The organism is Amycolatopsis sacchari, assembly GCF_900114035.1.
GTDB lineage: Bacteria > Actinomycetota > Actinomycetes > Mycobacteriales > Pseudonocardiaceae > Amycolatopsis_E > Amycolatopsis_E sacchari.
The window spans coordinates 1-26998 of record NZ_FORP01000012.1 but is presented as its reverse complement, the minus strand read 5'-3'; the positions used below and the strand labels follow the sequence as shown (position 1 = coordinate 26998).

The 26998-nt window shown below is 71.3% G+C and carries 29 protein-coding genes; 17 read left to right on the top strand and 12 right to left on the bottom strand.

Going from position 1 to position 26998, the window contains the following annotated elements; translation table 11 throughout:
• Positions 1 to 8 precede the first annotated feature (8 nt).
• Positions 9 to 287, bottom strand: coding sequence for a winged helix-turn-helix transcriptional regulator (locus tag BMZ92_RS20265; RefSeq protein ID WP_091509969.1), 279 nt, complete (start codon positions 285 to 287; stop codon positions 9 to 11).
• On the opposite strand from BMZ92_RS20265, the gene BMZ92_RS20260 reads away from it, so the two are divergent.
• Positions 273 to 746 (top strand): group II truncated hemoglobin, encoded by a 474-nt coding sequence (locus BMZ92_RS20260; RefSeq protein WP_091509966.1) that lies wholly within the window; start codon positions 273 to 275, stop codon positions 744 to 746. The genes BMZ92_RS20265 and BMZ92_RS20260 overlap by 15 nt on opposite strands.
• Here the strand turns inward: BMZ92_RS20260 and BMZ92_RS20255 are convergent.
• The gene (locus BMZ92_RS20255; RefSeq protein ID WP_091509964.1) at positions 716 to 1741 is read right to left on the bottom strand and encodes a 6-phosphofructokinase; all 1026 of its coding nucleotides are present in this window, start codon (positions 1739 to 1741) and stop codon (positions 716 to 718) included. The genes BMZ92_RS20260 and BMZ92_RS20255 overlap by 31 nt on opposite strands.
• Before the next feature lie 261 nt (positions 1742 to 2002).
• Here BMZ92_RS20255 and BMZ92_RS20250 point away from each other — a divergent pair, with 261 nt between their 5' ends.
• The gene (locus BMZ92_RS20250) at positions 2003 to 3085 is read left to right on the top strand and encodes a 3-deoxy-7-phosphoheptulonate synthase (protein WP_091509962.1); all 1083 of its coding nucleotides are present in this window, start codon (positions 2003 to 2005) and stop codon (positions 3083 to 3085) included.
• Positions 3086 to 3418: 333 nt separating this feature from the next.
• On the opposite strand, the gene BMZ92_RS20245 is transcribed toward BMZ92_RS20250, so the two are convergent.
• Entirely contained in the window at positions 3419 to 3907 is a 489-nt protein-coding gene (locus tag BMZ92_RS20245; protein ID WP_091509960.1) for a polyadenylate-specific 3'-exoribonuclease AS, read from the bottom strand.
• 13 nt (positions 3908 to 3920) lie between these two features.
• Positions 3921 to 4679, bottom strand: a complete 759-nt coding sequence (locus BMZ92_RS20240; RefSeq protein WP_091509957.1) for a lysophospholipid acyltransferase family protein — start codon at positions 4677 to 4679, stop codon at positions 3921 to 3923.
• 181 nt (positions 4680 to 4860) lie between these two features.
• Between BMZ92_RS20240 and BMZ92_RS20235 the strand changes: the two genes are divergently transcribed.
• The 4 genes from BMZ92_RS20235 to BMZ92_RS20220 are packed head-to-tail and all read left to right on the top strand — an operon-like array spanning position 4861 to position 8314.
• The gene (locus BMZ92_RS20235) at positions 4861 to 5616 is read left to right on the top strand and encodes an alpha/beta hydrolase (protein WP_091509956.1); all 756 of its coding nucleotides are present in this window, start codon (positions 4861 to 4863) and stop codon (positions 5614 to 5616) included.
• Positions 5613 to 6098, top strand: coding sequence for a hypothetical protein (locus tag BMZ92_RS20230; RefSeq protein ID WP_091509953.1), 486 nt, complete (start codon positions 5613 to 5615; stop codon positions 6096 to 6098). Before BMZ92_RS20235 ends, BMZ92_RS20230 begins: the two co-directional genes overlap by 4 nt.
• Positions 6099 to 7247 (top strand): glutamate--cysteine ligase, encoded by a 1149-nt coding sequence (locus BMZ92_RS20225; RefSeq protein WP_091509951.1) that lies wholly within the window; start codon positions 6099 to 6101, stop codon positions 7245 to 7247. It abuts the gene before it with no gap.
• On the top strand, positions 7232 to 8314 hold the full coding sequence (locus tag BMZ92_RS20220) for a glycerate kinase (protein ID WP_091509948.1): 1083 nt from the start codon (positions 7232 to 7234) through the stop codon (positions 8312 to 8314). The genes BMZ92_RS20225 and BMZ92_RS20220 overlap by 16 nt, the downstream gene beginning before the upstream one ends.
• Positions 8315 to 8336: 22 nt before the next feature.
• On the opposite strand, the gene BMZ92_RS20215 is transcribed toward BMZ92_RS20220, so the two are convergent.
• On the bottom strand, positions 8337 to 9050 hold the full coding sequence (locus tag BMZ92_RS20215) for an LLM class flavin-dependent oxidoreductase (RefSeq protein WP_177228784.1): 714 nt from the start codon (positions 9048 to 9050) through the stop codon (positions 8337 to 8339).
• Positions 9051 to 9132: 82 nt separating this feature from the next.
• Between BMZ92_RS20215 and BMZ92_RS20210 the strand changes: the two genes are divergently transcribed.
• A complete protein-coding gene (locus BMZ92_RS20210; protein ID WP_091509944.1) occupies positions 9133 to 9729 on the top strand; it encodes a TetR/AcrR family transcriptional regulator in 597 nt (198 codons plus the stop codon).
• Between the two features lie 7 nt (positions 9730 to 9736).
• Here the strand turns inward: BMZ92_RS20210 and BMZ92_RS20205 are convergent, their stop codons facing one another.
• From BMZ92_RS20205 to BMZ92_RS20195, 3 genes are read right to left on the bottom strand one after another with little or no spacing between them, the layout of a single operon-like run.
• Complete coding sequence (locus tag BMZ92_RS20205; RefSeq protein WP_091509941.1) at positions 9737 to 10447, bottom strand: MBL fold metallo-hydrolase; 711 nt, start codon at positions 10445 to 10447, stop codon at positions 9737 to 9739.
• Positions 10448 to 10456: 9 nt separating this feature from the next.
• Positions 10457 to 11167, bottom strand: coding sequence for a DUF427 domain-containing protein (locus BMZ92_RS20200; protein ID WP_091509940.1), 711 nt, complete (start codon positions 11165 to 11167; stop codon positions 10457 to 10459).
• Between the two features lie 28 nt (positions 11168 to 11195).
• Positions 11196 to 11711, bottom strand: a complete 516-nt coding sequence (locus BMZ92_RS20195; RefSeq protein WP_091509937.1) for a PadR family transcriptional regulator — start codon at positions 11709 to 11711, stop codon at positions 11196 to 11198.
• A gap of 87 nt (positions 11712 to 11798) precedes the next feature.
• On the opposite strand from BMZ92_RS20195, the gene BMZ92_RS20190 reads away from it, so the two are divergent.
• The 6 genes from BMZ92_RS20190 to BMZ92_RS20165 are packed head-to-tail and all read left to right on the top strand — an operon-like array spanning position 11799 to position 15723.
• The gene (locus BMZ92_RS20190) at positions 11799 to 12347 is read left to right on the top strand and encodes a DUF3159 domain-containing protein (RefSeq protein ID WP_091509936.1); all 549 of its coding nucleotides are present in this window, start codon (positions 11799 to 11801) and stop codon (positions 12345 to 12347) included.
• Positions 12344 to 13591, top strand: a complete 1248-nt coding sequence (locus tag BMZ92_RS20185) for a carotenoid oxygenase family protein (protein ID WP_091509933.1) — start codon at positions 12344 to 12346, stop codon at positions 13589 to 13591. The genes BMZ92_RS20190 and BMZ92_RS20185 overlap by 4 nt, the downstream gene beginning before the upstream one ends.
• A 39-nt stretch (positions 13592 to 13630) precedes the next feature.
• Positions 13631 to 13825: a DUF2795 domain-containing protein gene (locus BMZ92_RS20180; protein WP_091509930.1), complete on the top strand. Its 195-nt coding sequence runs from the start codon at positions 13631 to 13633 to the stop codon at positions 13823 to 13825.
• Between the two features lie 18 nt (positions 13826 to 13843).
• A complete protein-coding gene (locus BMZ92_RS20175; RefSeq protein WP_091509928.1) occupies positions 13844 to 14863 on the top strand; it encodes a DNA topoisomerase IB in 1020 nt (339 codons plus the stop codon).
• A gap of 28 nt (positions 14864 to 14891) precedes the next feature.
• On the top strand, positions 14892 to 15542 hold the full coding sequence (locus BMZ92_RS20170) for a HemK2/MTQ2 family protein methyltransferase (protein WP_245783158.1): 651 nt from the start codon (positions 14892 to 14894) through the stop codon (positions 15540 to 15542).
• Positions 15520 to 15723 (top strand): CDGSH iron-sulfur domain-containing protein, encoded by a 204-nt coding sequence (locus BMZ92_RS20165; RefSeq protein WP_091509923.1) that lies wholly within the window; start codon positions 15520 to 15522, stop codon positions 15721 to 15723. Before BMZ92_RS20170 ends, BMZ92_RS20165 begins: the two co-directional genes overlap by 23 nt.
• Before the next feature lie 42 nt (positions 15724 to 15765).
• On the opposite strand, the gene BMZ92_RS20160 is transcribed toward BMZ92_RS20165, so the two are convergent.
• The 4 genes from BMZ92_RS20160 to BMZ92_RS20145 all read right to left on the bottom strand — a co-directional run bounded on the left by BMZ92_RS20160 (position 15766) and on the right by BMZ92_RS20145 (position 21136).
• On the bottom strand, positions 15766 to 16749 hold the full coding sequence (locus BMZ92_RS20160; RefSeq protein WP_091509920.1) for an iron-containing redox enzyme family protein: 984 nt from the start codon (positions 16747 to 16749) through the stop codon (positions 15766 to 15768).
• A 29-nt stretch (positions 16750 to 16778) separates the two neighbouring features.
• Positions 16779 to 17930, bottom strand: coding sequence for a carboxylate-amine ligase (locus BMZ92_RS20155; RefSeq protein WP_091509919.1), 1152 nt, complete (start codon positions 17928 to 17930; stop codon positions 16779 to 16781).
• The gene (locus tag BMZ92_RS20150; RefSeq protein ID WP_091509915.1) at positions 17849 to 19324 is read right to left on the bottom strand and encodes an FAD-dependent oxidoreductase; all 1476 of its coding nucleotides are present in this window, start codon (positions 19322 to 19324) and stop codon (positions 17849 to 17851) included. Before BMZ92_RS20150 ends, BMZ92_RS20155 begins: the two co-directional genes overlap by 82 nt.
• A 786-nt stretch (positions 19325 to 20110) precedes the next feature.
• Positions 20111 to 21136 carry a DNA polymerase ligase N-terminal domain-containing protein gene (locus tag BMZ92_RS20145; RefSeq protein WP_245783157.1) on the bottom strand — a complete coding sequence of 342 codons (1026 nt, stop codon included), beginning with the start codon at positions 21134 to 21136 and terminating at the stop codon, positions 20111 to 20113.
• Positions 21137 to 21277: 141 nt separating this feature from the next.
• On the opposite strand from BMZ92_RS20145, the gene BMZ92_RS20140 reads away from it, so the two are divergent.
• The 4 genes from BMZ92_RS20140 to BMZ92_RS20125 are packed head-to-tail and all read left to right on the top strand — an operon-like array spanning position 21278 to position 26799.
• Entirely contained in the window at positions 21278 to 22561 is a 1284-nt protein-coding gene (locus BMZ92_RS20140) for an ATP-grasp domain-containing protein (protein WP_091509909.1), read from the top strand.
• Positions 22562 to 22564: 3 nt separating this feature from the next.
• Entirely contained in the window at positions 22565 to 24589 is a 2025-nt protein-coding gene (locus BMZ92_RS20135; RefSeq protein ID WP_091509906.1) for a CocE/NonD family hydrolase, read from the top strand.
• A 30-nt stretch (positions 24590 to 24619) separates the two neighbouring features.
• Positions 24620 to 25528, top strand: a complete 909-nt coding sequence (locus BMZ92_RS20130) for an alpha/beta hydrolase (RefSeq protein ID WP_245783156.1) — start codon at positions 24620 to 24622, stop codon at positions 25526 to 25528.
• Positions 25525 to 26799: a cytochrome P450 gene (locus tag BMZ92_RS20125; RefSeq protein ID WP_245783155.1), complete on the top strand. Its 1275-nt coding sequence runs from the start codon at positions 25525 to 25527 to the stop codon at positions 26797 to 26799. Before BMZ92_RS20130 ends, BMZ92_RS20125 begins: the two co-directional genes overlap by 4 nt.
• Positions 26800 to 26998: the final 199 nt, after the last annotated feature.

Sequence of the window (26998 nt, the reverse complement as noted above, 5' to 3'; positions counted from 1 at the left end):
AAGTCGGGTCAGTTTTCCGGTACCGGCTCGAACTCCACGCCGGTGGCGGCGGCACGGCGTTCGCCCCACTCGTAGAGGGCCTGCAACGCCGGGCCGAGCGAAAGCCCTTCGGCGGTGAGGCGGTACTCGACGCGCGGCGGGCGCTCGTCGTGCGTGGTGCGGGCGACGAGTCCGTCGGCCGCCAGCTCCCGCAGCTGCTGCGTGAGCACCTTCTCGCTGACGTCCGGCATCCGCCGCCGCAGCTCGCCGTACCGGTGCACGCCCTCCTTGAGGTGCGCGAGGATCACCGGTTTCCACTTGCCGCCGACGACTTCCGGCTCTTCGAGACGTTCTACACCAAGGTGCTCGCGGACGACCTGCTCGAACCCGTGTTCCGCGACATGGACCCCGGCCACCCGCGGCACGTGGCCGACTGGCTCGGCGAGGTGTTCGGCGGGCCCGCGCGCTACAGCGGAACGCGCGGCGGGCACGCGCACATGATCAGCAGGCACCAGGGCCGCGGCATCACCGAACCGCAGCGGCGGCGGTGGGTCTCGCTGCTGATGGACGCCGCGGACGAGACGGGCCTGCCCGCCGACCCCGAGTTCCGGGCGGCGTTCGCGGGCTACGTGGAATGGGGCAGCAGGCTCGCGGTCGTGTTCTCCGCCCCCGGCGCGGCACCGGCCACGGACGAGCCGGTGCCGCGCCGGGACTGGGCTGTGCCGCCCTGGGCGCCTCAGCCGAAGAAGACCTCGGCCTCTTCGTAGCGCTCCTGCGGCACGGTCTTCAGCTCGGCCGTCGCCTCGGCCAGCTTCACGCGCACGATGTCGGTGCCGCGCAACGCGACCATCACACCGAAGTCGCCGTCCTGCACCGCGTCCACCGCGTGCAGCCCGAACCGCGTCGCCAGCACGCGGTCGTACGCGGTCGGCGTGCCACCGCGCTGGACGTGGCCGAGCACGACCGCGCGGGACTCCTTGCCGGTGCGCTTGGCGATCTCGTCGGCGAGCCAGGTCCCGACGCCGCCGAGCCGGACGTGCCCGAACGCGTCCTTCTCGCCGCTGGTCAGGATCTCCTCGCCGCCCTCGGGCAGCGCGCCCTCGGCGACCACGATGATCGGGGCGTACATGCGCTCGAACCGGCGCTCGACCCACTCGACGACCTGGTCGACCGAGAACGGCCGCTCCGGCACCAGGATCACGTTCGCGCCGCCGGCGAGCCCGGAGTGCAGCGCGATCCAGCCCGCGTGCCTGCCCATGACCTCGACGACGATGGCGCGGTAGTGCGACTCCGCCGTCGTGCGCAGGCGGTCGATGGCCTCGGTCGCGATGTGCACCGCGGTGTCGAAGCCGAAGGTGTAGTCGGTGGCCGCGAGGTCGTTGTCGATCGTCTTGGGCACGCCCACGACGCCCACGCCGTCGTCGGTCAGCTTCTTCGCGACACCCAGGGTGTCCTCGCCGCCGATCGCGATGAGCGCGTCGATCCCCTGGTCGGCGAGCGTGGCCTTGATCTTGTCGACCCCGCCCTCCTCCTTGTACGGGTTGGTGCGCGAGGAGCCGAGGATCGTGCCGCCGCGGGTGAGGATCTCCTCGACGTCGTCGAGGCCCAGCGGCCTGGAGTCGCCGGTCATCGGGCCGCGCCAGCCGCTGCGGAAACCGACGACCTCCCAGCCGTTGGCCTCGATCCCCTTGCGGACGACCGCCCGGATCACCGCGTTCAGGCCGGGGCAGTCGCCGCCACCGGTCAGCACCCCCACTCGCATGGGAACCAGCCCTTTCGAAAGTTTGTCCTGGATCACACTTGTGGGCGCCAGCGTAGCCAAGCCCGGCCTTGATCGGTCAAGCGGTGCACCGCTTTGGTAGGGTCGTGTCCGTGCAGCGGTATTTCTGGTTTAGCGGGCCGGCCCTGGGTGGGCCAGCCGGCGAGATCGCCGCGCGCTGAACCAGCCACCCACGAGCCGGAGAACGAAGACCGGCTCGGTGGCAGCACACGGCGGGCCGGTCGCGAAAGGACCGAAACCGCCATGCAGATCGCCGCAGGCCCCGCGGAAACCCCGGTCGCGCTCGACGACCAGCGCACCGTGAGCATGAGCCCGCTGCTCTCCCCCGCCCTGCTCCGCCAGGAGCACCCGATGGACGCGGCCGTCGCCAAGACCGTCGCGCAGGGGCGCGCCGCGACCGTCGACATCCTCAACGGTGACGACGACCGGCTGCTCGTCGTCGTGGGCCCGTGCTCGGTGCACGACCCGGAAGCGGCCGTCGACTACGCCATCCGGCTCGCCGAGAAGGCCGACGCGCTGCGCGAACAGCTGCACGTCGTGATGCGCGTGTACTTCGAGAAGCCGCGCACGACGCTGGGCTGGAAGGGCCTGATCAACGACCCCGGGCTGGACGGCAGCTACGCCGTCAACCAGGGGCTGCGGATCGCCCGCAAGCTGCTGCTCGACATCTCCGCGCTCGGCCTGCCCGTGGGCTGCGAGTTCCTCGACCCGATCACCCCGCAGTACATCGCCGACACCGTCAGCTGGGGTTCGATCGGCGCGCGGACCGCGGCCAGCCAGGTGCACCGGCAGCTGTGCAGCGCGCTGTCCATGCCGGTGGGGATCAAGAACTCCACCGAGGGCGACGTGCAGGTCGCCGTGGACGCGACGCGCGCGGCCGCGGCGAGCCACGTGTTCCCCGGGATCAACGCCGACGGCCTGGCCGCCCTCGTCACGACGGCGGGTAACCCGGACTGCCACGTCATCCTGCGCGGGCACAGCGGCGGCCCGAACTACGACGCGGAAACCGTGCGGGACACCCTCGCGCGGCTGCGGGCGAGCGGCCTGCCCGAGCGGCTGATCGTCGACGCCTCGCACGGCAACAGCGGGAAGGACCACGTCCGGCAGGCGGGCGTGGTCCGCGAGCTGGCGGCCAGGATCGGCGACGGCGAGCGCGGGATCGTCGGCGTGATGCTGGAGAGCTTCCTCGAGGCGGGCCGCCAGGATCTGGTGCTGGGGCAGGCGTCCGAGCTGACCTACGGGCAGTCGATCACGGACGCGTGCCTCGATTGGCCGACGACGGCGGAGCTGCTGGACGAGCTGGCCGGGGCCGTCGCGCGCCGGTGAGCGCGGGCGCGGTGGGCGCGGCGCGCCGAGGAGCGCCGGGGAGCGCGGGCGCGGCGGGCGCGGCGCGCCGAGGAGCGCCGCGCCGTCGCGCGCCGGTGAGCGCGGTGGGAGGTGGCGCGCCGAGGAGCGCCGCGCCGTCGCGCGTGGTGGGCCGGAGAGCGCCGCAGCCGTCGCGCGTGGCGGGCATCGGGGCTCAGCGGCGGGTGCGCTGGGCCTCGGCGTGGTGCGGAGAGCTTCCGCGGGCCAGGCCGCCAAGACCTGGTGCTGGCCGGGGCCTGTCGCGCGCCGGTGAGCGCGGGCACCGCAGCCGTCGCGCGTGGTGGGCGTCAGGGCTCAGCGGCGGGTGCGCTGGGCCTCGATGATCCGCCACCGCTCCAGGTTGAAGCGGGCGTCGGCGAGTGCGTCGTGTGCGTCGGCGGGTGGGGAGGGGAGCTTGGGCTTGCCCGCGTCCTCCCAGCGCTGGCGCAGGTCGCGCGTGAAGCGGGGCAGCTGGCGCGGCAGCGCGGGCATCGGGCCCCACAGCTGCGCCAGCGCGACGTGGTCGTACGCCGCGTACCAGGCCCACAGCTCGATGCCGCCGGGCGGCTTACCGAAGAAGTCCAGCAGGTCGGTGCGGATCCGCTCCCGGCTGCGCCACGCCGGATCCGCCGGCGAGGGCAGCTTCGGCAGCACGTGCTCCCGCACCCAGGGCCCCGCCTTGCCGGGGTCGAAATCGGTGGACACGGCGTAGAACTCCCGGCCCCGCTCGTCCACGACCCCTATCGACACCAGATCGATCGTCACGCCGTCTTCGATGAACTCGGTGTCGTAGAAGAATCGCACCGGGAAACTCTAGTCAGGACGCTTTCGACTCCGGGACCCGGTCGATCTCGCGGGCGGACTGGGCGGGCACCGCCGGGCGCACGCCCGCGGCCTCGGCCGCCATCAGCTCCTTGGCGCGGGCGGCGTAGATGTCCACGTACTCCTGGCCGGACAGCTCCATCAGGGCGTACATGATCTCGTCGGTGATCGAGCGCTCCACGAACCGGTCGCCCTGCAGCCCCTCGTAACGGGAGAAGTCCAGCGGCTTGCCGAACCGGATCTCCAGCCGGCGCGGCCGCCACATCTTCGAGCCGATCGGGTTGACCTCGTCGGTGCCGATCATCGCGACCGGGATCACCGGCACCTTCGCCTCCAGCGCGATGCGCGCGACGCCGGTCTTGCCCTTGTGCAGCCGCCCGTCCGGCGAGCGCGTGCCCTCCGGGTAGATGCCGAGCAGGTGGCCCTCACGCAGGAGCCGGATCGCGGTGTCGAGCGCCGCCTGGGCCGCGGTGCCGCCGGAGCGGTCGATCGGGATCTGCCCGACGCCGGTGAAGAACCACTTCTTCAGCCGGCCCTTGACCCCCTTTTCGGTGAAGTACTCCGACTTCGCGGGAAAGGTGACGCGGCGGGGCACCCGCAGGGGCATGAAGAACGAGTCGGCGACCGCGAGGTGGTTACTGGCGAGGATCGCACCACCCGTGGCGGGGATGTGCTCGGTGCCGGTGACCTTCGTGGGCCACAGCAACCGGAGTGCAGGCCCGAGCAGCACCCACTTGAGCAACCGGTACAACACCGCGCTTCGCCCTTCCGACCCGCCCGACCAGCTTCCCCCCAGGGTACGAACCGTGACCGGCCGAGCACAACGGCGCCTCCGCGAGGTGCGCGGCATCTCACAGGTCCGGCGGGCATGTGCTGATCGGCTCGCGCGTGCGACGATGGTGCGGGTCAGGTCAGCGGAGAAGGGCGGACGGATCATGCCCGTGCTCGCCGGTGCGGAGCCGTTCTCGCACACCGGGTCGGTCGAGGCCGGCGTGCTGCTGTGCCACGGCTTCACCAGCACGCCGCAGAGCATGCGGCCGTGGGGCGAGTACCTGGCCGAGCGCGGCTTCACGGTCCGCTGCCCGCGCCTGCCCGGCCACGGCACGTCCTGGCCGGAGCTCAACCGCACCACGTGGCACGACTGGTACGGCTGCCTGCGCACCGAGCTGCTCGCGTTGCGCGAGACGTGCGAGTCGGTGTTCGTGTTCGGCCTGTCGATGGGCGGCACGCTCGCGTTGCGCCTCGCCGAGGACTTCGGCGAGCAGGTCGCCGGGCTCGTGCTGGTCAACCCGTCGGTCACGACACTGCGCCGCGACGCGAAACTGCTGCCGCTGCTGGGCCGCGTGCTGCCGTCGGTGCCCGCGATCGCGAACGACATCGCCAAGCCCGGGGTGACCGAGCTGGCCTACCCCCGCACCCCGGTGCGCGCCGCCGCGAGCCTCGCGCAGCTGTGGCGCCTGGTGCGCGCCGACCTGGACAAGGTGACGCAGCCGCTGCTGCTGTTCCGCTCCCGCGCCGACCACGTCGTCGAGCCCGTCAACGCGGAGCTCGTGCTGGCGGGGGTGCGCAGCGAAAACGTCACCGAGGTGGTGCTGGAGAACAGCTTCCACGTGGCTACCCTCGACCATGACGCCCCGCTGATCTTCGAGCGCAGCGTCGAGTTCGCACACGAGCAGGTGGGATCGCGATGAACTCGCACGGCACCGACCCGGAGGACGTGGACGCGACGTTCGCGGCCATCGTCGCCGACCTGCGCGCCGAGGGCGTCGGCGAGTTCCTCGACGAACCCGTGGAGCCCCGGCCGGAGAAGGCGGAGCGCGCCGAGAAGGCCGAAAAAGCACCGCCGGCCGAGCCCGAGCAGCCGCAGTGGCGGACCGGGGGCACGGCGTGGGAGGACACCGTGCTCGGGGACGACCCGGCCGACGACGACGAGCACTACGTGCCGCCGGAGCCGCCGCCGCTCCCCCGGCCCGGCAAGGGCGCGTTCGTCGTCCTGCTGCTGTTCCTGATCGGCCTGTTCCTGCTGATCGCGCCCGGCCTCGTCGGCATCAACGCCACGGTCGGCACCCCGCTCGGCATCCTGGCGCTGGCGACCGCGATCGCGTTGCTGCTGTTGCGCGTCAAGCAGGGGCCGCCGGACGGCGCGGATCCGAGCAACGGCGCGCAGGTCTGAATGCGGATCGACTTCACACCGTCGCGGCGCTCGACGGTGGGGGCCGAGTGGGAGCTCGCCCTCGTGGACCGCCGCAGCGGCGAGCTCTCGTCGGTCGCCGAGCGCATCCTGGAGGCGGTGCGGCCGGACGGGCAGCGGGAACACCCGAAGATCAAGCAGGAGCTGCTGCTCAACACCATCGAGATCATCACCGGGGTGTGCGAGACGGTCGGCGAGGTCGCGGCGGACCTGAGCGGGTCGCTGGAGACCGTGCACTCGGTGATCGACCCGCTGGGCGTCGAGGTGTTCTGCGCCGGCACGCACCCGTTCTCCCAGTGGTACCAGCAGAAGGTCACCGACAAGGCGCGGTACCAGAAGCTCATCGACCGCACGCAGTGGTGGGGCCGGCAGATGCTGATCTACGGCGTCCACGTGCACGTCGGGCTCGACTCCCGCGACAAGGTGCTGCCGGTGCTCGACGCGTTGCTGAACTACGCGCCGCACCTGCAGGCGCTGTCGGCGTCGTCGCCGTACTGGGGCGCGGAGGACACCGGGTACGCGTCGAACCGCGCGCTGATGTTCCAGCAGCTGCCCACGGCGGGGCTGCCGTTCCAGTTCCGCGAGTGGGCCGAGCTGGAGCACTACGTGGACGACATGTTCACCACCGGGGTGATCGACCACCTCTCGGAGATCCGCTGGGACATCCGGCCCGCCCCGCACTTCGGCACGATCGAGATGCGGGTGTGCGACGGGCTACCGACGCTGGCGGAGGTGAGCGCGATCGCCGCGCTCACGCAGTGCCTCGTCGACGACTTCAGCGAACGGCTCGACCGCGGCGAGGAGCTGCCGCGGCTGCCGCCGTGGCACGTGCAGGAGAACAAGTGGCGGGCCGCGCGGTACGGGCTGGACGCGATCGTCATCCTCGACGCGGCCGGGCGCGAACGGCTGGTGACCGACGACGTCGCCGACCTGCTCGACCGGCTGGAACCGGTGGCCCGGCGGCTGGACTGCGTCGCGGAGCTGCGCGGGATCGAGACGATCCTCAAGCACGGGGCGAGCTACCAGCGGCAGCGCGCGGTGGCGCGGGAGCACAACGGCAGCCTCAAGGCAGTGGTCGCGTCTCTGGTGGCGGAGATGCGGGAAGGGAGTCCGCGGTGCCCAGAGTCGTGATCGCGCCGGACAAGTTCAAGGGAACGCTGCCCGCGGAGGAGGTCGCGGACGCCATCGCGGCGGGGCTGCGGCGGGCGGTGCCCGGCGTCGAGACGCTGGAGTGCCCGATCGCGGACGGCGGGGACGGCACGGTGGCGGCGGCGGTCGCGGCGGGGTTCGAGTTCGTGCCGGCCGAGGCGACCGGGCCGACGGGCGAGCGGGTGCGCACGGGGTACGCGCGCAAGGACGACACGGCGATCGTCGAGCTGGCGGCGGTGTCCGGGCTGAGCATGATGACCGAACTCGCGCCGTTGACGGCCACCACGCTCGGCGTCGGCGAGGTCATCGCGCACGCGCTCGACAACGGGTGCACGAAGGTCGTGCTCGGGCTGGGCGGCAGCGCGAGCACCGACGGCGGTGCGGGCCTCGTGCAGGGGCTCGGCGCGCGCCTGCTCGACGCCGAGGGGCGCGAACTCCCGTTGGGCGGCAAGGCTTTGCTGGACCTGGCGACGATCGACCTCAGCGGTCTGCGCAAGGCGGAGATCGTGCTGGCGAGCGACGTCGACAACCCATTGCTCGGCGAACACGGCGCGGCCGCGGTGTACGGGCCGCAGAAGGGCGCCACGCCCGAGGACATCGAGCTGCTGGACCGGGCGCTCGCGCACTTCGCCGAGGTCGTCGGCACGCAGTTCGCGGACGCGCCCGGCGCGGGAGCGGCGGGCGGCACGGGCTTCGGGGCGCTGGCGCTCCTCGGCGCGACGTTCCGCTCCGGGATCGACGTGGTGCTGGAGCTGACCGGGTTCGCGGAGAAGCTGCCCGGGGCCGACCTGGTGATCACCGGCGAGGGGTCGTTCGACGAGCAGACGCTGCGCGGCAAGGGCCCGGCCGGCATCGCGGCACGAGCGGCCGGGACGCCGGTGGTCGCGGTCGCCGGACGCGTGACGCTCGACCGGGAAACCCTGCGGCAGCACGGGTTTTCGGCCGGGTACGGGCTGACGGACATCGAGCCGGACGTCCAGCGGTGCATGACGGAGACCGCGGCGTTGCTGGAGCAGCTCGCGGCCCGGGTCGCGGAGGACTGGCTCTAGCCCGGGCCGCTGCGGTTCCCGGTCAGGGCTTCGCTTCGATCAGCGGTTCGAGGAGGCGGAGCTGGACGTCGTAGGGGACGAAGCCCGCCGTGAGGTCCCACATGACGTAGTCGATGCCCAGCTCGGCGGCGCGCTGGAGGTCCGCCCTCACCTGCTCCACCGAGCCGGACAACGGCGTGCGGTCGGCCTCGTCGAGCGGGGTTTCGGTGACCGGGTTGTTGACCCGGACGACGACGGGGCCGGGCTCGCGGCCGCTGGGCGTCGTCTCGCGGAAGAGGGTGAGCTGGTGTTCGAGGCTCTTCCAGTCGAAGGCCATGGGGTGCAGGCCGAGCCCCATCCGGCCGGCCCGTTCGACGGAGGCTTCGGCCTGGGGCAGCACGCCGATGAGGACCGGCACACCGCCTTCCCGCAGCGGCTTCGGCCCGACCTCTGATGGCGGGATGCGGTAGAAGCGTCCCTGGTAGCTCACGGGATCGATGACACTGGTGCCGAGCCGGATGGTCCGCGTGTGGGCCGCGACGTAGGTCACGGTCTCGATCGGGTCGAATACGCGGGCGTAGTACTGCGGCGGCCGCATGCCTTCCCACGGCGGGTTGCGCGGCTCGACGGGACGGAGCAGGCGTTCGAGCGCCCACACCGAGTCGTACCCCAGCGCTTCCGCGCGCTGGGCGAACGCGACGATCCGGTCCGGGGCGGCTTCGTCGCTGTAGTGGGGCAGTCCCAGTCCCAGTTTCACGCGGGGATCCTTTCTGGGTTGATGAACCCAATTCGTACTCGCCAAATCTGGGTTGCGCAACCCAGTCCGGTAGACTGGCGTCGTGACGTTGACCCGCAAAGGCCAGGCGACCAGGGAACGCATCCTGGAGGCGGCGGCCGAGCTCATCGCCCACCGCGGCGTGGCGGGCACCAGCACCGAGGACGTGCGCAAGGCGGCGGGGATCAGCGGGTCGCAGCTCTACCACTACTTCGACAGCAAGCAGGCCCTGATCAGGGCGGTCATCCTCCGCCAGGCCGAGGCGCCGCTCGTGCCCGGCGAGCCGGTCATGGGCCCGCTGGACAGCTTCGAGGCCCTGCGTGCGTGGGCCGACGCCGCGGTCGAGCACCAGGAGCACAACCACGGCCGCGGGGACTGCACGCTGACCTCACTGGCGGGCGAGCTCGGTCCGGCCGACGACCAGCTCCGCGAAGACCTGTGCAACGTGTTCGAACGCTGGCAGTCGCTGCTGCACGACGGCCTGAAGGCCATGCGGGAACGGGGCGAGCTGCGCGCCGAGGCCGATCTGGACGAACTGTCGATGGCACTGCTCGCGGCGCTGCAGGGCGGCGGGCTCCTCAGCCGGACGCTGCGCACCGCCGAACCCCTGCGGGCGTCGATGAAGGCGGCGCTCGCCTACGTCCACTCCTTCATGCCCTGACTGTTCATCAGCCCCCGAACATCGTCTTCCACTCGTCGAGGTTCTTGGGGCGGTAGACGAAGTTGTTCTCCCGCACCGAGGACAGGGGCGCCGAGGGCGCGGCGGAGTACTGGTGCCCGGGGAAGACCACGGGATCGCCGGGGAGGTCGGCCAGCGCGCAGAGGCTGTGGTACATCGCTTCGGCGTCGCCGCCCGGGAAATCGGTGCGGCCACAGCCTTCCAGGAACAGCGTGTCGCCCGCGACGAGCCGGTCGCCGAGCAGGAAGCACTGGCTGCCCGGGGTGTGGCCGGGGGTGTGCAGGAGCCGGATCGGGATCTCGCCGACGTGCACGACGTCGTCGTGGTCGTGGCCGGTGAGGTCGGTCGCGGACAGGCCGGTGACGCGCTGGACCCACTCGGTTTCGTTGCGGTTGACGTGCACGGGCACGGCTTCGCGGGCGAGCAGCTCGGCGAGCCCGGCGAGGGTGAAGCCCATCATGCTGCCGCCGACGTGGTCGGGGTGGTGGTGCGTGGCGAGGACGCCGGTGAGCCGCATGTCGTCGGCGGCGAGGACGTCGAGCAGGTCACCCACGGCGTAGGCCGGGTCCACGACCACGGCCTCCCGCGTCTCCCGGTCGCCGATCAGGTAGGCGAAGTTGACCATCTGCGTGGCGACCGGGTCCCCGACGGCGAAGTCGCGGCCCGACAGCAACTGCCGGAAGTAGAGGCGATCCTGCATGGGGAAAGCCTAGTCGGCCGAGAACGGGGTCTTCGGCCGTTCCTCCTTCACACCGTCGACGTAGATGTCGACCTTCTCGTTGTAGAAACAGACCAGGCCCTGGACCTTCTGGCTCTCCGGCAGCGGCGTGCGGTAGTACCAGACGACGTCCTGGTGCAGCTTGTCCCCGACGCGCACCGAGTAGTACTCCGCCGAGCCCTTGTACGGGCAGCGCGTGATCGTGTCGCTCGGCTCCAGGAGGTCCAGGCGCACGTCGGTCTTCGGCAGGTAGTACCGCGTCGGCAGGCCGGTCTCGAACAGCAGGCGGGGGCTGTGCGAGTCGGCGACCGTGACGCCGTCGATCTCGACCCTCACGTGCCGGGAACTGCCCAGGATGTCCACGCGCTTGTACGGGTCACGGGGGTGGACGAAGATCTCCTCGTCCTCCTCGAACCAGCTGTCCATCGCCTCGAAGTCGAGGCGCACGTGGCCGCGCACCTCGGGTTCGTCCTCGTACTCCACGCCGGCATCCACGGCCTCGCGCTCGCCCACGCGGACCGTCAGCGCCTTGCCGTCGCCGGGGACGAGCACGCCCTCGGCGAAGTCCTCCTTCGGCAGGTAGTACGCCGGGTAGTACGGCACCTCCCACACCAGCAGCGGCCGCAGTGTGTCGGCGACGACCTTGCCACCGAAGACCACCCGCACCCGCTTCGCACCACGTTCCACCTTCACCAGGCTCATGGTGAGCGCAACCACAACCCGGCCGCGCTTATTTCTCCGGCAGCCGCTCCAGCGCCCATTCGGCCCACTCCCGGTGCATCTGCGTGAACCGCAGGCCCCACTCCAGCGCGAGCCTGCCGTACACGGACAACGCGTCGTCGCCCCAGTCCACCTGGTCGTCGAGCTTGCGCAGGCGTTCGTGCTCCTCGGCCGCCGTCTCCGTCCAGCGCGCCAGGAACTCCCTCGCCTGGCCCGTTTCGACCGCGTTGAGGAAGAAGACCCGCAGCAGCACCTCGTTCCGGCGGTTCCGCGGCGGGGTCTCCATCAGCCACCGCCGCAGCTCCGCCCGCCCCTCGCCGGTGATCGCGTACTCCTTGCGCCCGCGCGGCCCTTCGGCGACGACCTCCAGCAGCCCGGCGGCGGCGAGCTTGTTCAGCTCGCCGTAGACCTGGCTCTGCGTGGCGGGCCAGACGTCGGTCAGCGCGAGGTCGAACTTCTGCATCAGGTCCCAGCCGCTGGCCGGACCCTCCGCCAGCAGACCCAGCACGGCGTGTCGGAGACTCATGGGCAGATCCTACCTTCCACTCTTGACAGGTCGAAGTCTCACCTTCTAACTTCGACCTGTCAATCTTGGAATGTTGAGGAGTGGTCGATGCACTTTCTGCGGAGTTTCGCCCCCTGGCTGGCGTACGCGGTCCTGGCCAAGGAGGTCGACTGGCGCTACAGCGCTCTGGCGGGCCTCCTGGTGTCGGCGGTGCTCGTCGTCTGGCAACGCCGTCGCCGCACGCCCTGGGACGCGCTGGTCATCGAACTCAGCGGCGCGTTGTTCTTCACACTCCTGACGGTGTTCGCCTTCGCCGCTCCGGACTCCCCGCTGCGCCACGAGATCGTGGCGCTGCCGTCGATCTGGCTCGCCCTCACCGCCTGGGGCTCGCTCGCCGTCGGCAAGCCGTTCACGCTCGGCATCGCCCGCACGATGATCGGGCCCGAGATGTGGGACAACCCGCTCTTCCGCCGCACCAACGCCGTGATCACCGCGGTGTGGGCAAGCGGGTTCACCTTCCACGCCGTCGCGTTGTCGCTCGTGCACGGCACGGTGGGCGTGATCGTGGTGGAGGTCATCGGGTTCGCGGTGCCGGCCGTGTTCACCATCCGCTACCCCGCGATCGTGCGCGCCCGCGCGCTGAAGGAGCTGTCATGACCCGGACGACCTTCCACCTCAAGGGCAACTACGCGCCCGTCACCGACGAGCTGACCGAGTTCGACCTGCCCGTCACCGGCTCGATCCCGCCGGAGCTGACCGGCTGGTACCTGCGCAACGGCCCGAACCCGCGCGACGAGTCCGCGCACTGGTTCGTCGGCGACGGGATGATCCACGGCGTCCGGTTCGAGCAGGGGCGTGCGGCGTGGTACCGCAACCGCTGGGTCCGCACCCGCAGCTTCGAGGACCCATCGGTGCGCCTCTACCGGGAGGACGGCACGGTCGACCGCACGGCGTCTCTCGCCAACACCCACGTCGTGAACCACGCGGGGAAGACCCTCGCGCTCGTCGAGTCCTCGCTGCCGTACGAGATCACGCACGAACTCGACACGGTGGGCCCCTACGACTTCTCGGGCAAGCTCACCACCGCGATGACGGCGCACCCCAAGATCTGCCCGGAAACCGGCGAACTGCACTTCTTCGGTTACGACGTGCGCGAGCCGTACGTGACCTACCACCGGGCCGACGCCCACGGCGAGCTCCAGCTGTCCCGTCCCATCGACGTGCCGGGCGCGACGATGATGCACGACTTCACCCTCACCAGCAGGCACGTCGTGTTCCTCGACCTGCCCGTGGTGTTCAGCCCGGGGCAGGGCATGCCGTACGAGTGGAGCGAAAGCTATGGGGCACGCATCGGTGTGCTGTCGCGGCAGGACCCGCACGGCGAGGTGCGCTGGTTCCCGGTCGAGCCGTGCTACGTCTTCCACACCCTCAACGCCCACGAGGCCGGAGACGCGATCGTGCTGCACGTCGTGCGGTACGCGCACCTGTGGTGGCCGGGGCACGAGGACGGGCCCGCGACGCTGTGGCGGTGGACCGTGGACCTGCGCACGGGCACCGTCCGCGAGGAGCAGCTCGACGACCGGCCGTGCGAGTTCCCTCGCATCGACGACCGGCTCGCCGGGCTCGACGTCCGCTACGGCCACGTCACGGCGGACGACGCGCTCGTGCGTTACGACCTGCACGGCGGCGGCGCCACCGCGCACGAGTTCGGGCCGGGCCGCAAGCCCGGCGAAGCGGTGTTCGCGCCGCCGAACTGGTTGATCACCTACGTGTACGACCGGGCGCGCGACGCCAGCGACGTCGTCGTCCTCGACGCGACGGACCTGCGCGAACCGGTGGCGACCGTGCACCTGCCCGCCCGCGTGCCCGAAGGGTTCCACGGCAACTGGATCGCGGACTGAGCCCGGTTTGCCCGCCCGGCCACCGGGTACTTCCGGGGCATGACGTTGCCCGAGGAGGACCGGCTCCGCACGCTGCTGTCCGATGTGGACTTCCCGTGCGACAGGGCCGAGCTGCTGCGGCAGGCCGCCGCGCAGGGCGCCGACGACGGCACCCTCGGCCACCTCGGCGGCCTGCCCGACCGCACCTACCGCGATCTCGGTGCCGTGACGAGCGCACTGACCGAGGCCGGATGAGAGCGGTCGGAGGTCAGGATGCGCCTGGCCAGGAGTGATCTCGCGAAGCCCGGCATCCGGCGGCGCCGCAGCGGCAAGGGCTTTCGCTACTTCACGCCCGAGGGCGAGCCGCTGCGGGACGAGGAGACGCTGCAGCGCGTGCAGGACCTGGTGATCCCGCCTGCCTGGCGCAAGGTGTGGATCTCACCGCGGCCCAACGGGCACATCCAGGCGGTCGGCATCGACGACGCGGGCCGCAAGCAGTACCTCTACCACGAGCAGTGGCGGCGGGAGCGCGACGAGCAGAAGCACGACCGCGTGCTGCGCCTGGCCAGGTGCCTGCCGAAGTGGCGTGAGCGGGTGGCGGCCGACCTCGACGAGCGCGGGTACACCAGGACCCGCGTGCTCGCCGCCGCGCTGCGCATGCTCGACCGGGGCGTGTTCCGCACCGGCAGCGAGGAGTACGCCGAGGCGAACGGCACGCGGGGTGCGGCCACGCTGCTCAAGGAAGACGTCAGCGTGCGCGGCGACGAGATCACCTTCTGCTACAACGCCAAGGGCAGCATCGAACGCAACCACAGCATCACCGACCCCGAGCTGGCGAAGGTCATCAGGGGGCTGCTGCGGGTGAAGTCCGGTTCGGACCGGCTGCTGGTCTACCGCGACCGGCTCGGCTGGCACGAGGTGCACGCCGAGGCCATCAACGAGCGGTTCAAGGAGCTGGCCGGGGACGAGTTCACCGGGAAGGACCTGCGCACGTGGCACGCGACCGTGCTCGCGGCGGCGGCGTTCGCGGCGGCGGGGCCGGTGAAGTCCCAGCGTGGCCTCAAGCGCACGCAGGCCGCGGTCATGCGGGAGGTCGCCGAGAACCTCGGCAACACCCCTGCCGTGGCGAGGAAATCCTATGTGGATCCACGGGTGGTGAAGGCCTACGAGGAGGGCCTCACCGTGGAATCGGCCCTGCGCCGGCTGGGTGACCGTGGCATCCACGGCGACGAGGACCGGCAGGTGCTGGAACGCGCGGTGATCCGGCTGCTGAACAAGCGGCCCCATGTTTGACCCGCTCCGGCGGAGGTACCACAGCCGGGTGTGGTTGCTGAGACTGCCCGGTGTCTACCGCCCGCAGGCGGACACCCGGTTGCTGTTGAGCGCGTTGCGGGACGCCCGGCTGGGCCGGCCGGCCCGGGCTTTGGATCTGTGCACCGGGTCCGGGGTGGCGGCGATCGCCGCGGCGCGGCACGGCGCCCGGCAGGTGACCGCGGTGGACCGCTACCTGCCCGCCGTGCTGAGCGCCCGGTTCAACGCGCGCATGCGCGGGCTGCCGGTCCGGGTGCGGCACGGCTCGGTGTCCTCCGTGGAGGGCCAGTTCGACCTCATCACCGCGAACCCGCCGTACGTGCCCTGCGCGTCGCCGGATCCCGCGCGCGGGGCGGCACTGGCCTGGGACGCGGGGTTCGACGGCCGCCGGTGCCTCGACGAGCTGTGTGACCGGGCGGCGGACCTGCTCGCGCCGAACGGGACCCTCCTCGTCGTCCACTCCGCACTGTGCGGGGTGTCGATGACCTTGGAATCCTTGCGGGACAAGGGGTTGAAGTCCTCGGTCGTGGCGCGTGCGCTGGAGCCGTTCGGCCCCGTGATGCGCAGCCGCATCGACTACCTGGAAAGCTCGGGCCTCATCGAACCGGGCGAGCGGACCGAAGAGCTGGTGGTGATCCGTGCCGACCGCATCGAACGCTGAACCACGCCGCGTCACGATCGAACAGGGCGGGCCGGTGCTCGTGGAGGGACCGGTGGAGCTGCGGCTGCCCGACGGGTCCACGGTGACCTCGGACCGGTTCGTCGTGGCGGTGTGCGCCTGCCGCCGCAGCAAGCGCTTTCCCTTCTGCGACACCAGCCACCGCAAGAAAGTCCGCGGTTGACCGTCCGGGGCCTCGCCACTGCGGCGAGGCCCCTCCTTTCGTTCAGGACCGCAGTGACGACCGGCCCGAGTGCCACGCCGACAGGACGTGCGTGGCGAACCGGGCCTCGACCAGGTTCGTGGCCTGGATGCCGAACACGACGTCCGCCGCGAGCTCCGGTTCGTCCGCGAGGAGGCCGCCGATCACGTCGTGCCGCATGACCTGTTCGTGCACGGCGTCGGCCTCGATGTGCTCCGTGAAGAACAGCTTGCACGCGTCCGGCGCGGCCAGCCGGTTCAGCGCCTTCTCCATGCGCATCGCGCTCGGCGCCGTCGTGATCTCGGCCGCCGCGAAGTGGCCCACCAGCGCGCCGCGCAGCCGCCGGTGCAGCCCGAACAACGACATCAGGTTGACGACCGCCAGCATGCAGCCCGGCGCCTGGTCCAGGTAGTGCAGGTAGCCCGAGTCCAGCCCGGCGGCGTCCATCAGGTCCGCGTACAGCCGGGAGTGCAGGCGCTCCGCCCGGCCCCCGCCGAACTCGTCGAACTCCACGGCGACCAGCGCGGCCTTCGCCCGGCCGCGCAGCCGCGGGATGACCCACGCGTGCGGGTCGGCCTCCTTGAGGTGGTAGATCGAGCGGAGGGTCAGGTACTCCCGCATGTGCCACCACTCGCCCTGCTCGGCGAGGAAGTGGCTGATGCCGGTGCCGTCGATGGGTTCGACGAGCAGCTCGTCGAGTTCACCGCGCACGTCCTCGCCGCCCGCGGTGTGCGCCCGCAGCCCGGCGAGGAACACGCGCTCCATCGCGCCGCGCAGCCGCAGCAGCTCCGGGTCCCACTCCCACTCCGGGTCCACGCCTGGCAGGCCCTGGTAGTGCAGCTCGTAGCACACGTGCAGCGCCAGCTGCAGGTCCTCGCCGAACGGGTCGGCGTCGCCGGTCACGGGCAGTTCCGGGAAGTCGCCACGCTCGTCCCGGCGCAGCGAGTCCAGCACCGCTTCCGACAAGGGGCCCCTGGCCTCGGGCAGCACGGCAACAGCAGTCGTCATAACGGGTGAATACCCGCGTTTTCCTGCTGCTACGCCTCACCCGTCAGCATTGTGAGCAACGCGGGCAACCCCGCGGCGAGTGCGTGGCGCTGCCGGCGTGCGCCGGTGCCGTCCCGCAGCAGGCGCCGCACCCCTTCGCGCACGAACTCCAGGTCGCCGGTGTCCTCCAGCGCGGGCCGCACGTGCTCCAGCAACGCCGCGACGACGCGCTCCACGGGCACCTGCTGGGCGAGTGCCGGGTGCACGGCGCTGCCGTCGAGGCCGTCCCGTGCCGCGGTCCACACCGCCGCGGCGGCGACCTGTCCGGACAGCCGGGGCGCGGCCAGCCCCTGCGCCAGGTCGGCCAGCGCGCGTCTCACCAGCGCGCGGGACAACAGCGCCTGCAAGACCGCCTCGTCGACGGTCAGCGCGGTGTCCGCGACGCGGAACTCGATGGTGGGCAGCCTGCTCGGCAACCGGACGAGCCAGAACGACATCGCCTCGTCCACCAGTGCACCGCAGTCCACCAGCCGCGCCACTTCGTCGTCGTAAGCGGCGAGGTCGGCGAAGTAGGGCGGCACGCCCGAGCCCGGGAAGCGCGACTGCTGCACCATGCGCCAGCTGCCGTAGCCGGTGTCGCGGCCGTGGTCGAACGGCGAGTTCGCCGACAGCGCCAGCAGCGCGGGCAGCCAGGGGCGCAGGTGGTTGAGCACCGCGACACCCGTCTCCCGGTCCGGCATCCCGACGTGCACGTGGCAGCCGCACGCCTCGTAGTCGGCGACCATCCCCCGGTACAGCTCGTCGATGCGCGCGAACCGGCCGTCGTTCGCGCCCAGCACCGCGGGTCCGGAAAGGACGGACGTGCCGGTGGCGGCGACGGCGGTGCCGTGCAGGCTCGCGGCCTCGCGGAGAAAGCGCCTTCCGCGGCGGAGCTGCGCCCGGAGTTCGTGTCCCGTCGTGCAGATCCCCGTCGCGGATTCCACTTGCGTGGCACGGAGTTCGGGTTGCAGGCTCGCGCCGTCCGGTAGCGGCGGATGTCCTTCGAGCACGCGGGCGGCACGCGGCACGGTGGCGCCCGTGGCGGGGTCGAGGAGCAGGAACTCCTCCTCGACCCCGAGGGTCAGTCCGCCACAGGCGGCAGCGCCCGCGTCGCCGGGCCCTGGACCACCGAGCCGTCCGTGCCGAACCGCGATCCGTGACATGGGCAGTCCCAGGTCCTTTCGGCGTTGTTGAAGGCCACCAGGCAGCCCAGGTGCGTGCACCGGGCGTTGACGCTGCGGACGGTGCCGTCCTCGTCGCGGTAGGAGGCGACGAACTGGGTGCCCCGCCGGGTCACCTTGCCCTCGCCGACGCTCGGCAGCCCGCCCGACGTGACGGCACGCAGGTGGTCGGTCACGAGGTGCTTGGTCACCTGGCCGTTGTTCTCCGCCAGCTTCACCGACGACCGCAGGTCGAAGCGGTAGGGGTCGTACAGGCCGGCGTACTCGCTACCCTCGCCGCGGATCTCCTTGTCCAGCAACAGACCCGCGGCCGTGCCGCCGGTCATCCCCCACTGCCCGAAGCCCGTCGCGACCCACAGGTGGCGCGTGCCCGGGTGGTAGCGACCGACGTACGGGACGGAGTCCAATGTGGACATATCGTGCGCGGACCAGCGGTGCGTCACGCGGCGGACGCCGAAGCGCGTGGCCACGTCCGCGAGCGTCTCGTACCGCGCCTCGACGTCCACGTGCTCGCCGGTGCGGTAGTGCTCGCCGCCGACGATCAGCAGGCCGTCGTAGCCACGCACGGAGTGGTGCGTGTCGGCGTCCAGGTACATGCCGGGCGGCGGGTCACCCTCACCCGTCACCACGAGGTCACGCGTCGGTTCGAGGCGGGCGAAGTACAACCCGCGGTCGAGGATCGGGTAGTGCGTGGCGATCACGACGTCGGCGGCGCGCACCTGGCCGCCGCGCACGTGGACGGTCGGCACGGGGCGCTCGTCGACGCGCTGCACCCGGGCCTGCTCCAGGATGGTGCCGCCGAGGCCCTCGATCGCCGCGGCCAGGCCGAGCAGCCATTTGCGCGGGTGGAACTGCGCCTGCTCGGTGACGCGCACGGCGCCCACGACGTCGACGGGCAGGTCCACGTCCGTCACGAAGGTCGCGGGCAGGCCGGCCTCCTGTGCGGCGTCGGCCTCCTCCTTGAGCTTGCCGACCTGCTTGTCCCGGGTGGAGTAGACGTAGCTGTCCCGCCGCTCGAAGTCGCAGTCGATGCCCAGCTCCGCCGAGGTGCGCTCGATCCAGTCGATGGCGTCGGACTGGCTGCGGGCGTACTGGCGCGCGCCGTCGGTCCCCTTGCGGGACTTGAGCGTGGCGTACTTGAGGCCGTGCTGGGCGGAGACCTTGGCGGTCGTGTGCCCGGAGACGCCGCCCGCGACCTGCCCCGCCTCGGCGACGAGCACCGAGCGGCCCGCGTTGAGCAGCGCGTACGCCGTGGTCAGGCCGGCGATCCCGGCCCCGATGACGACCACGTCGACCTCGGTGGGCAGGGGCCGGGTGGCCCGGTCGGGCGACGGGGCGGTGTCGACCCACAGTGACAGGGGCGGGGGCAGCTGCATGGCCGGGGAATGCCCAGGCCGGGAGGGGAGAAAACCTGGCGGGGCGGCTGGGGTGGGGGTTCGCGGGGCGGGGGTGGGTTCGGCGGCCGGTGGGGTGGGGTGGGTTCGGTGGCCGGTGGGCCGGTGGGGTGGGGTCTTGGTGGGGGGCGGGGGGCTCAGGGCGGGTGGGGTGGCTCCGGGACGGCGCGCCTGACTTCGGCGCCTCCGAGGCCCTCGCCCGCCCGGGGGCGGTAGCCCAGGGCGGGGGCCGCGGGGCGGCGCGCCTCGTCTCGGCGCCTCCGGCTCGCCCGGCTGTAGCCCAGGGCGGGCGTCGCCCCCGCCTGCGCGGCGGTATGCCTCGCCTCCGCGCCTCCGAAACCCCGGCCTCTGTGGCAGTGGTAGCCCAGCGTGGACGGCTGCGGCTGAGACCCGGCCTCAGCGAGCCAGGCCTCACCAGGGCGCCTCTGAGACCCCCGCCCTGCCCAGCGGCGGTAGCCCGTGGCGAGCCGCACGGGCCAGACCTGGCCTCCGGAGCGGCGTAGCCCAGGGCGAGCGCTGCGACCGAACCCGGCCCGCGCGCGGCGGCATGCCTCGCCTCCGCGCGCGCCGCCCGGCGGCGGCAGGCCACCGCGAGCCGTGCGGGCGAGACCCGGCCTCCGCAGCGGCATGCCCCACCCCCAGCGCCGTCGAGACCCCGCCCTGCCCAGCAGCCGTAGCCCAGCGCGAACGCTGCGGCCCGGACTCCGCGGCGGCCCGGCCGCCGCGGGCGGCCCGCCCGGCGCCGCGGCCCCACCGCCAACCGCGGCCTCACCTCCGGCGTTTGACCACCCGCCAGTTCGCGCTGCGCTTGCCTGGCTCGTACTCCGAATCCAGCCGCTTGGCGGTCACCCCGGTGAGGCCGTTGTCCAGCGCCGCCGCCAGGACGTCTGCTCCGCCGCCGACGTAGTGCTGCGGCACGCGCCAGCTCTCGCCCTCCAGGTGGAGCTTGCGCAGCCGCTGGCGCCGCCGCGAGTACGGCTGGTCCAGTTGCGACCGCCCGTCCAGGTGCAGCACGTCGAACGGCAGGTACAGCACCGGGGCACTGCTGACCAGGCGTTTCGCGCTGCGGGCGTCCGGGGCCTCGGTGCGGCGGCGCAGCGCGTCGGGGCTGGGGCGGCCATCGTCCATGGCGATCAGTTCGCCGTCCAGCAGCACCTCGGTGGCTCCCAGTTCCTCGCCGAGCCCCTTCAACTCCGGGTACAGGTCGGTGATCTCGTGGCCGTCGGCGTGCCGCACCTCGATCCGGCCGCCCTCCACCCGGACCTGCGCCCGCTCCCCCTCCCAGAGGAACTCGTACGCCCAGCCGTCGTCATCCGGGGGCAGGCCGCCCTTGCGCGGCAGCATCGGCTGCACGAACACGGGTAACGCGGCGAAGTCCTTGCGCTGCGGCGGATCCACGCGCCGGACGATCCAGTCCCGCTGTTCCTCCGCCGAATGCCGGTTCACGAACACGTACTTGCCGCGCACCCGCGAACCGTGCAACACCACCTCGACCTTGTGGTCTCCCCAGTGCAGCGTCTCGTAGTGCCCGCGGTCCCAGATCTTCATCACGCCGCCGCCGTACTCCCCGGCGGGGATCGTGCCCTCGAAAGTCGCGTACTCCAACGGGTGGTCCTCGGTGTGCACGGCGAGCCGCGGGGTGTCCGGCAGCGGCGGCAGCCCCTTCGGCACGGCGAACGACACCAGCACGCCCTCACGCTCGAAACGCACGTCCCAGTGCAGGCGCCGGGCGTGGTGTTCCTGGATCACGAACGTGTCGTCGTTCCCGCGTGGCAAAGCTTCTTCGGCAGGCACCGGTTCCGGAGTCCGCCTGGGATTCCGTTTCCTCCGGTACTCGCTGAGGTCGGCCACAGCACGCACAGTACCGAATGGGGGGAGGGTTTATCCCTCTCCGCGCTCGGGGACCCGAATGGCCGAGATACGGAGGAGGAGCGAGTGGAGACCAAGAACATTTTCGTGGTGGGCCTGGACGACCCCAACCTGAGAACGCTGCGGCGGGTGCCGGGAGCCGAAAACTACCGGTTCCACCCGGTGCTCACGTTGTCGGAGATCCAGGAGGGGGAGATCCGCATCGCCGAACTGATCGACAAGGCCATCCAGCGGCTCGACGAGTTCGACGGCGACATCGACGCGATCGTCGGCTACTGGGACTTCCCCGTCACGTCGATCGTGCCCATCCTCAGCAAGCGCTACGGCGTGCCGCACCCGGACCTCGAAGGCGTGATCCGCGCCGAGCACAAGTACTGGAGCCGCCTCGAACAGGCCAAGGTGATCGACAACCTGCCGAAGTTCGCGCTCGTGGACCTCGACGGCGACGAGAAACCGCCCGCCGACCTGGACTTCCCGATGTGGCTGAAGCCGGTGAAGTCGTTCTCCTCCGAACTGGCCTTCAAGGCCGACGACGAGCAGGAGTTCGCCGACGCCGTGGAAAAGATCCGCGAGGGCATCGACCGGGTCGGCAAACCGTTCCAGTACGTGCTCGACCACGCACCGGAACTGCACCTGCCATCGGAGGTCGCGGACGCCGGTGCGCTCGCGTGCCTCGCCGAGGAATCGCTCGTCGGCGAACAGGCCGCGACGGAGGGGTACGTGCACGACGGCGAAGTCGTGCTCAACGGGGCGCTCGACTCGATAAACTACCCCGGCACGCCCTGCTTCCTGCGCCACCAGTACCCCTCGCAGCTGCCCGAGGAGGTGGTGGACAAGATGCTCGACGTGTCGAAGAAGGTGATCGAGCAGCTCGGCATGAACAACTCCACCTTCTCCATCGAGTTCTTCGCCTGCCCCGACACCGGCGAGGTGAACGTGCTGGAGGTCAACGCCCGGCACTCGCAGTCGCACGCGGAGATGTTCGAGTTCGTCGACGGCGTGCCCAACCACCACTGCATGGTGCAGCTGGGCCTGGGCAACCTGCCGGAAATGCCGCGGGGGCAGGGGAAGTACAAGATCGGCGCCAAGTGGTACCACCGCCGGTTCGAAGACGGCATCGTGCGCCGCCTGCCCACGCGGGAGGAGATCGAGCGGATCCAGCGTGACATCCCCGGCGTGGTCGTGGACCTCGTGCCGCGGGAGGGTCAGCGACTGTCCGATATGGACGCACAGGACAGCTACAGCTACGAGCTGGCGTTCGTCTACGTCGGCGCGGACAGCGAGGCGGAACTGAAGGAGAAGTACCAGCGGACGGTCGACGCGCTGCACTTCGAGTTCGAGGAGGTCTGAGACTTGCGGGCGGTCAGCTCACTGCCGTACGAGATCGCCGAGTCCGAGCACGTCTGGATACCGGTTTCGGACGGCACCCGCCTCGCCGCGCGGATCTGGCGGCCGGTCTGCTCCGACGACCAGCCGGTGCCCGGCATCCTGGAGTACATCCCTTACCGCAAAAGGGATCTGACCGCCGGGCGCGACTCCATCCACCACCCCTACCTCGCCGGGCACGGCTACGCGTGCGTGCGCGTCGACATCCGCGGCACGGGTGAGTCCGAGGGCGTGCTGGTCGACGAGTACCTGGAGCAGGAGCAGCGCGACGCCGAGGACGTGCTGGAGTGGATCGCGAACCAGCCGTGGTGCGACGGGAAGACCGGCATGATGGGCATTTCCTGGGGCGGGTTCAACTCGCTCCAGGTCGCCGCGCGCAAACCGCCGAGCCTGCGGGCGATCGTGATCTCGTCGTTCACCGACGACCGGTACAACGACGACTTCCACTACATGGGCGGCTGCATGCTGTCGGACAACCTCGCCGAGGCCGGCACGATGTTCGCCTACAGCACGCTCCCGCCGGACCCCGCGCTGGTCGGGGACCGCTGGCGCGACATGTGGGCCGAGCGGATCGAGGCGGTCGGCCCGTGGGTCGACGAATGGCTGCGGCACCAGCGGCGTGACGACTACTGGCGGCACGCCTCGGTGTGCGAGAACTACTCCGACGTCCAGGTGCCCGTGCTCGCCTCCAGCGGCTGGGCGGACGGCTACTCCAACGCCGTCACCCGGCTGCTGGCGAACCTCGACGTGCCGCGCAAGGGCCTGATCGGGCCGTGGTCGCACCGGTACCCGCACCTCGGCGAGCCCGGGCCGGCCATCGGCTACCTGCAGGAGGTCGTGCGCTGGTGGGACCACTGGCTCAAGGACGCGGACAACGGCGTGCTGGACGGCCCGATGCTGCTGGCCTGGATGCAGGACAGCGTGCCGCCGTCGACCGCGTACGAGGACCGGCCGGGCCGCTGGGTCGGGGAGCCGCACTGGCCGTCACCGCACATCAAGCCGGAGAAGTACTGCCTGGCGCCGCACCGGATCGCCCGGCCGGGCGAGGAGATCCCCGAACGCGGGCTGAGCGTCGAGTCGCCGCTGTCGGTGGGCCAGTTCGCCGGGAAGTGGGCGTCCTACAACGCCCCGCCGGACCTGCCCTACGACCAGCGGGAGGAGGACGGCGGTTCGCTGGTGTTCGACACCGACGAGCTGACCGAACCGTGTGAGATCCTCGGCGCACCCGTCGTGCACCTCGACGTCTGCGCGGACAAGCCGGTGGCGATGGTGGCCGCGCGGCTGTCCGACGTGGCGCCGGACGGGCGCGCGACGCGGGTGACGTACGGGTTGCTCAACCTGACCCACCGCGACGGGCACGACGACCCGCAGCCGCTGGAACCCGGAAAGCGCTATCACGTCGAGCTGACCTTGAACGGGATGGCGCAACGGTTCCCCAAGGGCCACCGCATCCGGCTGTCACTGTCCACTTCGTACTGGCCGCTCGCGTGGCCGCCGCCGGAGGCCGCGACGCTGACGGTGTTCACGGGGTCGAGCAACCTGACCCTGCCGGTCCGGCCGACGAACGAGGCCGACGAGGTGGGCGCGCACGTGTTCGGCGAGCCGGAGGGCGCCCCGCCCCTGCCGACGACGCAGGTCCGGCCCGGCAGGCAGAAGTGGCAGGTGTCGCGTGACCTGGTGAACTACGAGCAGACGCTGGAGATCCTCAAGGACTCGGGCACCAAGCGGTTCGACGACATCGACCTGGAGGTGTCACGTCGTGCGTACGAGCGCTACACGTCGGTGGCGGACGACTTCGCGTCGCCGGCGGGTCAGACGGACTGGTCGATGACCTTCCGGCGGGGTGACTGGGAGGCCAGGACGGACACGAAGATCCTGCTCACGTGCACGCCGGAGGAGTTCGTGCTGCACGCGAGCCTGGACGGGTACGAGGGCCCGCACCGGGCGTTCTCGCGGAACTGGCGGTACACCTTCCCGCGCGACCACGTGTGACGGACGGCGGGCTCGGGTACCCGACCCGCTGTGAAACCGAGCTTGCACGCCAGAGCGATGATCGCGGCGATGCGGCTGACGCGGCGGAAGCAAACGTTTGCCGACATCGCGAAGCTGCACAAGAGCCTGGAGCCGAGGCAGCGGCCCGCGGACGCGGAGCCGCCCGCCTCGGTCCAGGAGCAGGTCCTGGTGACGAAGCAGGAGATCCACGACCGCCCGGTCTACACGCTGCGGCCGCGGCGGGGCTACTCCTCGCGGCACGTGCTGTACTTCCACGGTGGTGCGTACGTGCACCAGATCCAGAAGGACCACTGGTCGTTCCTCACGCGACTCGTCACCGCGACGGGCTGCACGGCGACCGCACCGCTCTACCCGCTCGCGCCCGACCACCGCTACGACGACACGATCTCGATGGTCAAGGCGGTGTACAAGGAGAAGCTGAGCGGCCTGCCCGGCGACGACCAGATCCTCATGGGCGACTCGGCGGGCGGCGGGCTCGCGCTGGTGCTGGCGCAGTCGCTGCGGGACGAGGGCAGCCCGCAGCCGAAGGAGGTCGTGCTGCTTTCGCCGTGGCTCGACATCACGATGAGCGACCCGGCGCAGCAGGAGTACGACCGGCACGACCCGTACCTGGCGATCAACGGCCTGCTGGAGGCTGGACGGCTGTACGCGGGCGGGCTGGATCCGAGTGACCCGCTGGTCAGCCCCTTGAACGGGGACGTGACGGGGCTGGGTTCGCTGAGCGTGTTCGTCGGTACCCGTGACGTGCTGCTGTCGGACGCGCGGCGGTTCCGCGCGAAGGCGGAGGAACACGGTGTCCCGGTGGAGTACTGGGAGTACGAGGACATGTTCCACGCCTGGATGATCGCGAGCTTCCCCGAGGCGAAGCAGGCTTCGGGGCGGATCGCGGACCTGGTCGTCAGAGGAGGACGCACGTGACGGTACCGACCGCTTCCCGGCTCGACACCCTGAAAGTGGCGACCGGGGTGCTCGGCCCGGTGCTCGCCGGCGGGGTCATCAAACGGCGGCCGAAGGTGATGGGGCTGCTGGAGAAGGCGCAGGCCGACACCTCGGCCGTGCAGATCCTGCAGGACCTGCGGGCGAAGTACGCGGCCCCGCTGGTGCGGCTGGCGGTGCCGGGGCGGTCGTTCGCGCTGGTGCTGTCCGCCGACGAGGTGGGGCACGTGCTGGCCGAGTCGCCGGAGCCGTTCAGCCCGGCGAACCTGGAGAAGCGGCGGGCGCTGGAGAAGTTCCAGCCGCACGGCGTGCTGATCTCGGAGGGACCGGAGCGGGCCCGGCGGCGGGAGTTCACCGAGCGCGCGCTGGAGACGCCGCAGCCGCTGCACCACCTCACGCCGGTCGTGCTGCGGAAGGTGCAGGAGGAGGTCGCGGCGCTGCCCACGTCCGGGGTGCTGGACTGGAACCAGTTCGCGGGCGTCTGGTGGCGCGCGGTGCGCCGCATCGTCCTCGGTGACGCGGCACGGGACGACGACACCACGACGGAACTCCTGGGGCGGCTGCGGTCGTCGGCGAACTGGTCCTACCTCTCGCCGAGGCACAAGGGCCTGCGCGAGCGGACACTGGCACGCGTGCGTGCCCACCTCGCGCGTGCCGAGGCCGGGAGCCTGGCCGAAGCGGCCGGGACAACGGAGGAAGACGCAGTCGACCAGGTCGGCCACTGGCTGTTCGCGTTCGACGCGGCGGGCATGGTCACCTTCCGCACGCTCGGCATGCTGGCGACGCACCCGCACGCCCGGCAGCTGGCGCTCGAGGAGGTCCCGTCCGCGCCAGACCTCCCGTACCTGCGCGCGAGCGTCCTGGAGACGGTCCGCCTGTGGCCGACAACCCCAGCGATCCTCCGCGACACGACGAAGGAGGTCGAAGGCCTCCCGGAGGGCACGGGCCTGCTGATCTTCGCCCCGTTCTTCCACCGGGACGACCAGAACCTGCCCTACGCACACAGCTTCGCCCCCGACATCTGGCTCGACGGGCGGGCGCAGGAGAACCCGGCACTGGTCCCGTTCAGCGCAGGCCCCGGCGAATGCCCCGCACGGAACCTGGTGCTGATGGTGACGAGCGTCTTCCTGGCGAAGATGCTGGAAACGCGGGACTACCTGCTCACCTCAGGACAGCAACTGGGCCCCGCCACCCCCCTACCGTCCACACTGGACAACTTCGGCATGACGTTCTCGGTGCGGCCGAAGCGATAGCGACACCCGGCACCCACAGACACCCGGCGATGCGAAGCGAGCAAAGGCCCACCGCCCGGCCCTCCCCCGACCCCGATCCCCAGCTGCCTTAGCGGTTGGCTCACCGGGATGCTCCTATGGTTGTCAAGGGATGTTTGTGCTGGTGGTGGGGTGGTGGAGGGTGTTGTAGATTTCGCGGGCTAGGTAGCGTTTGAGGCAG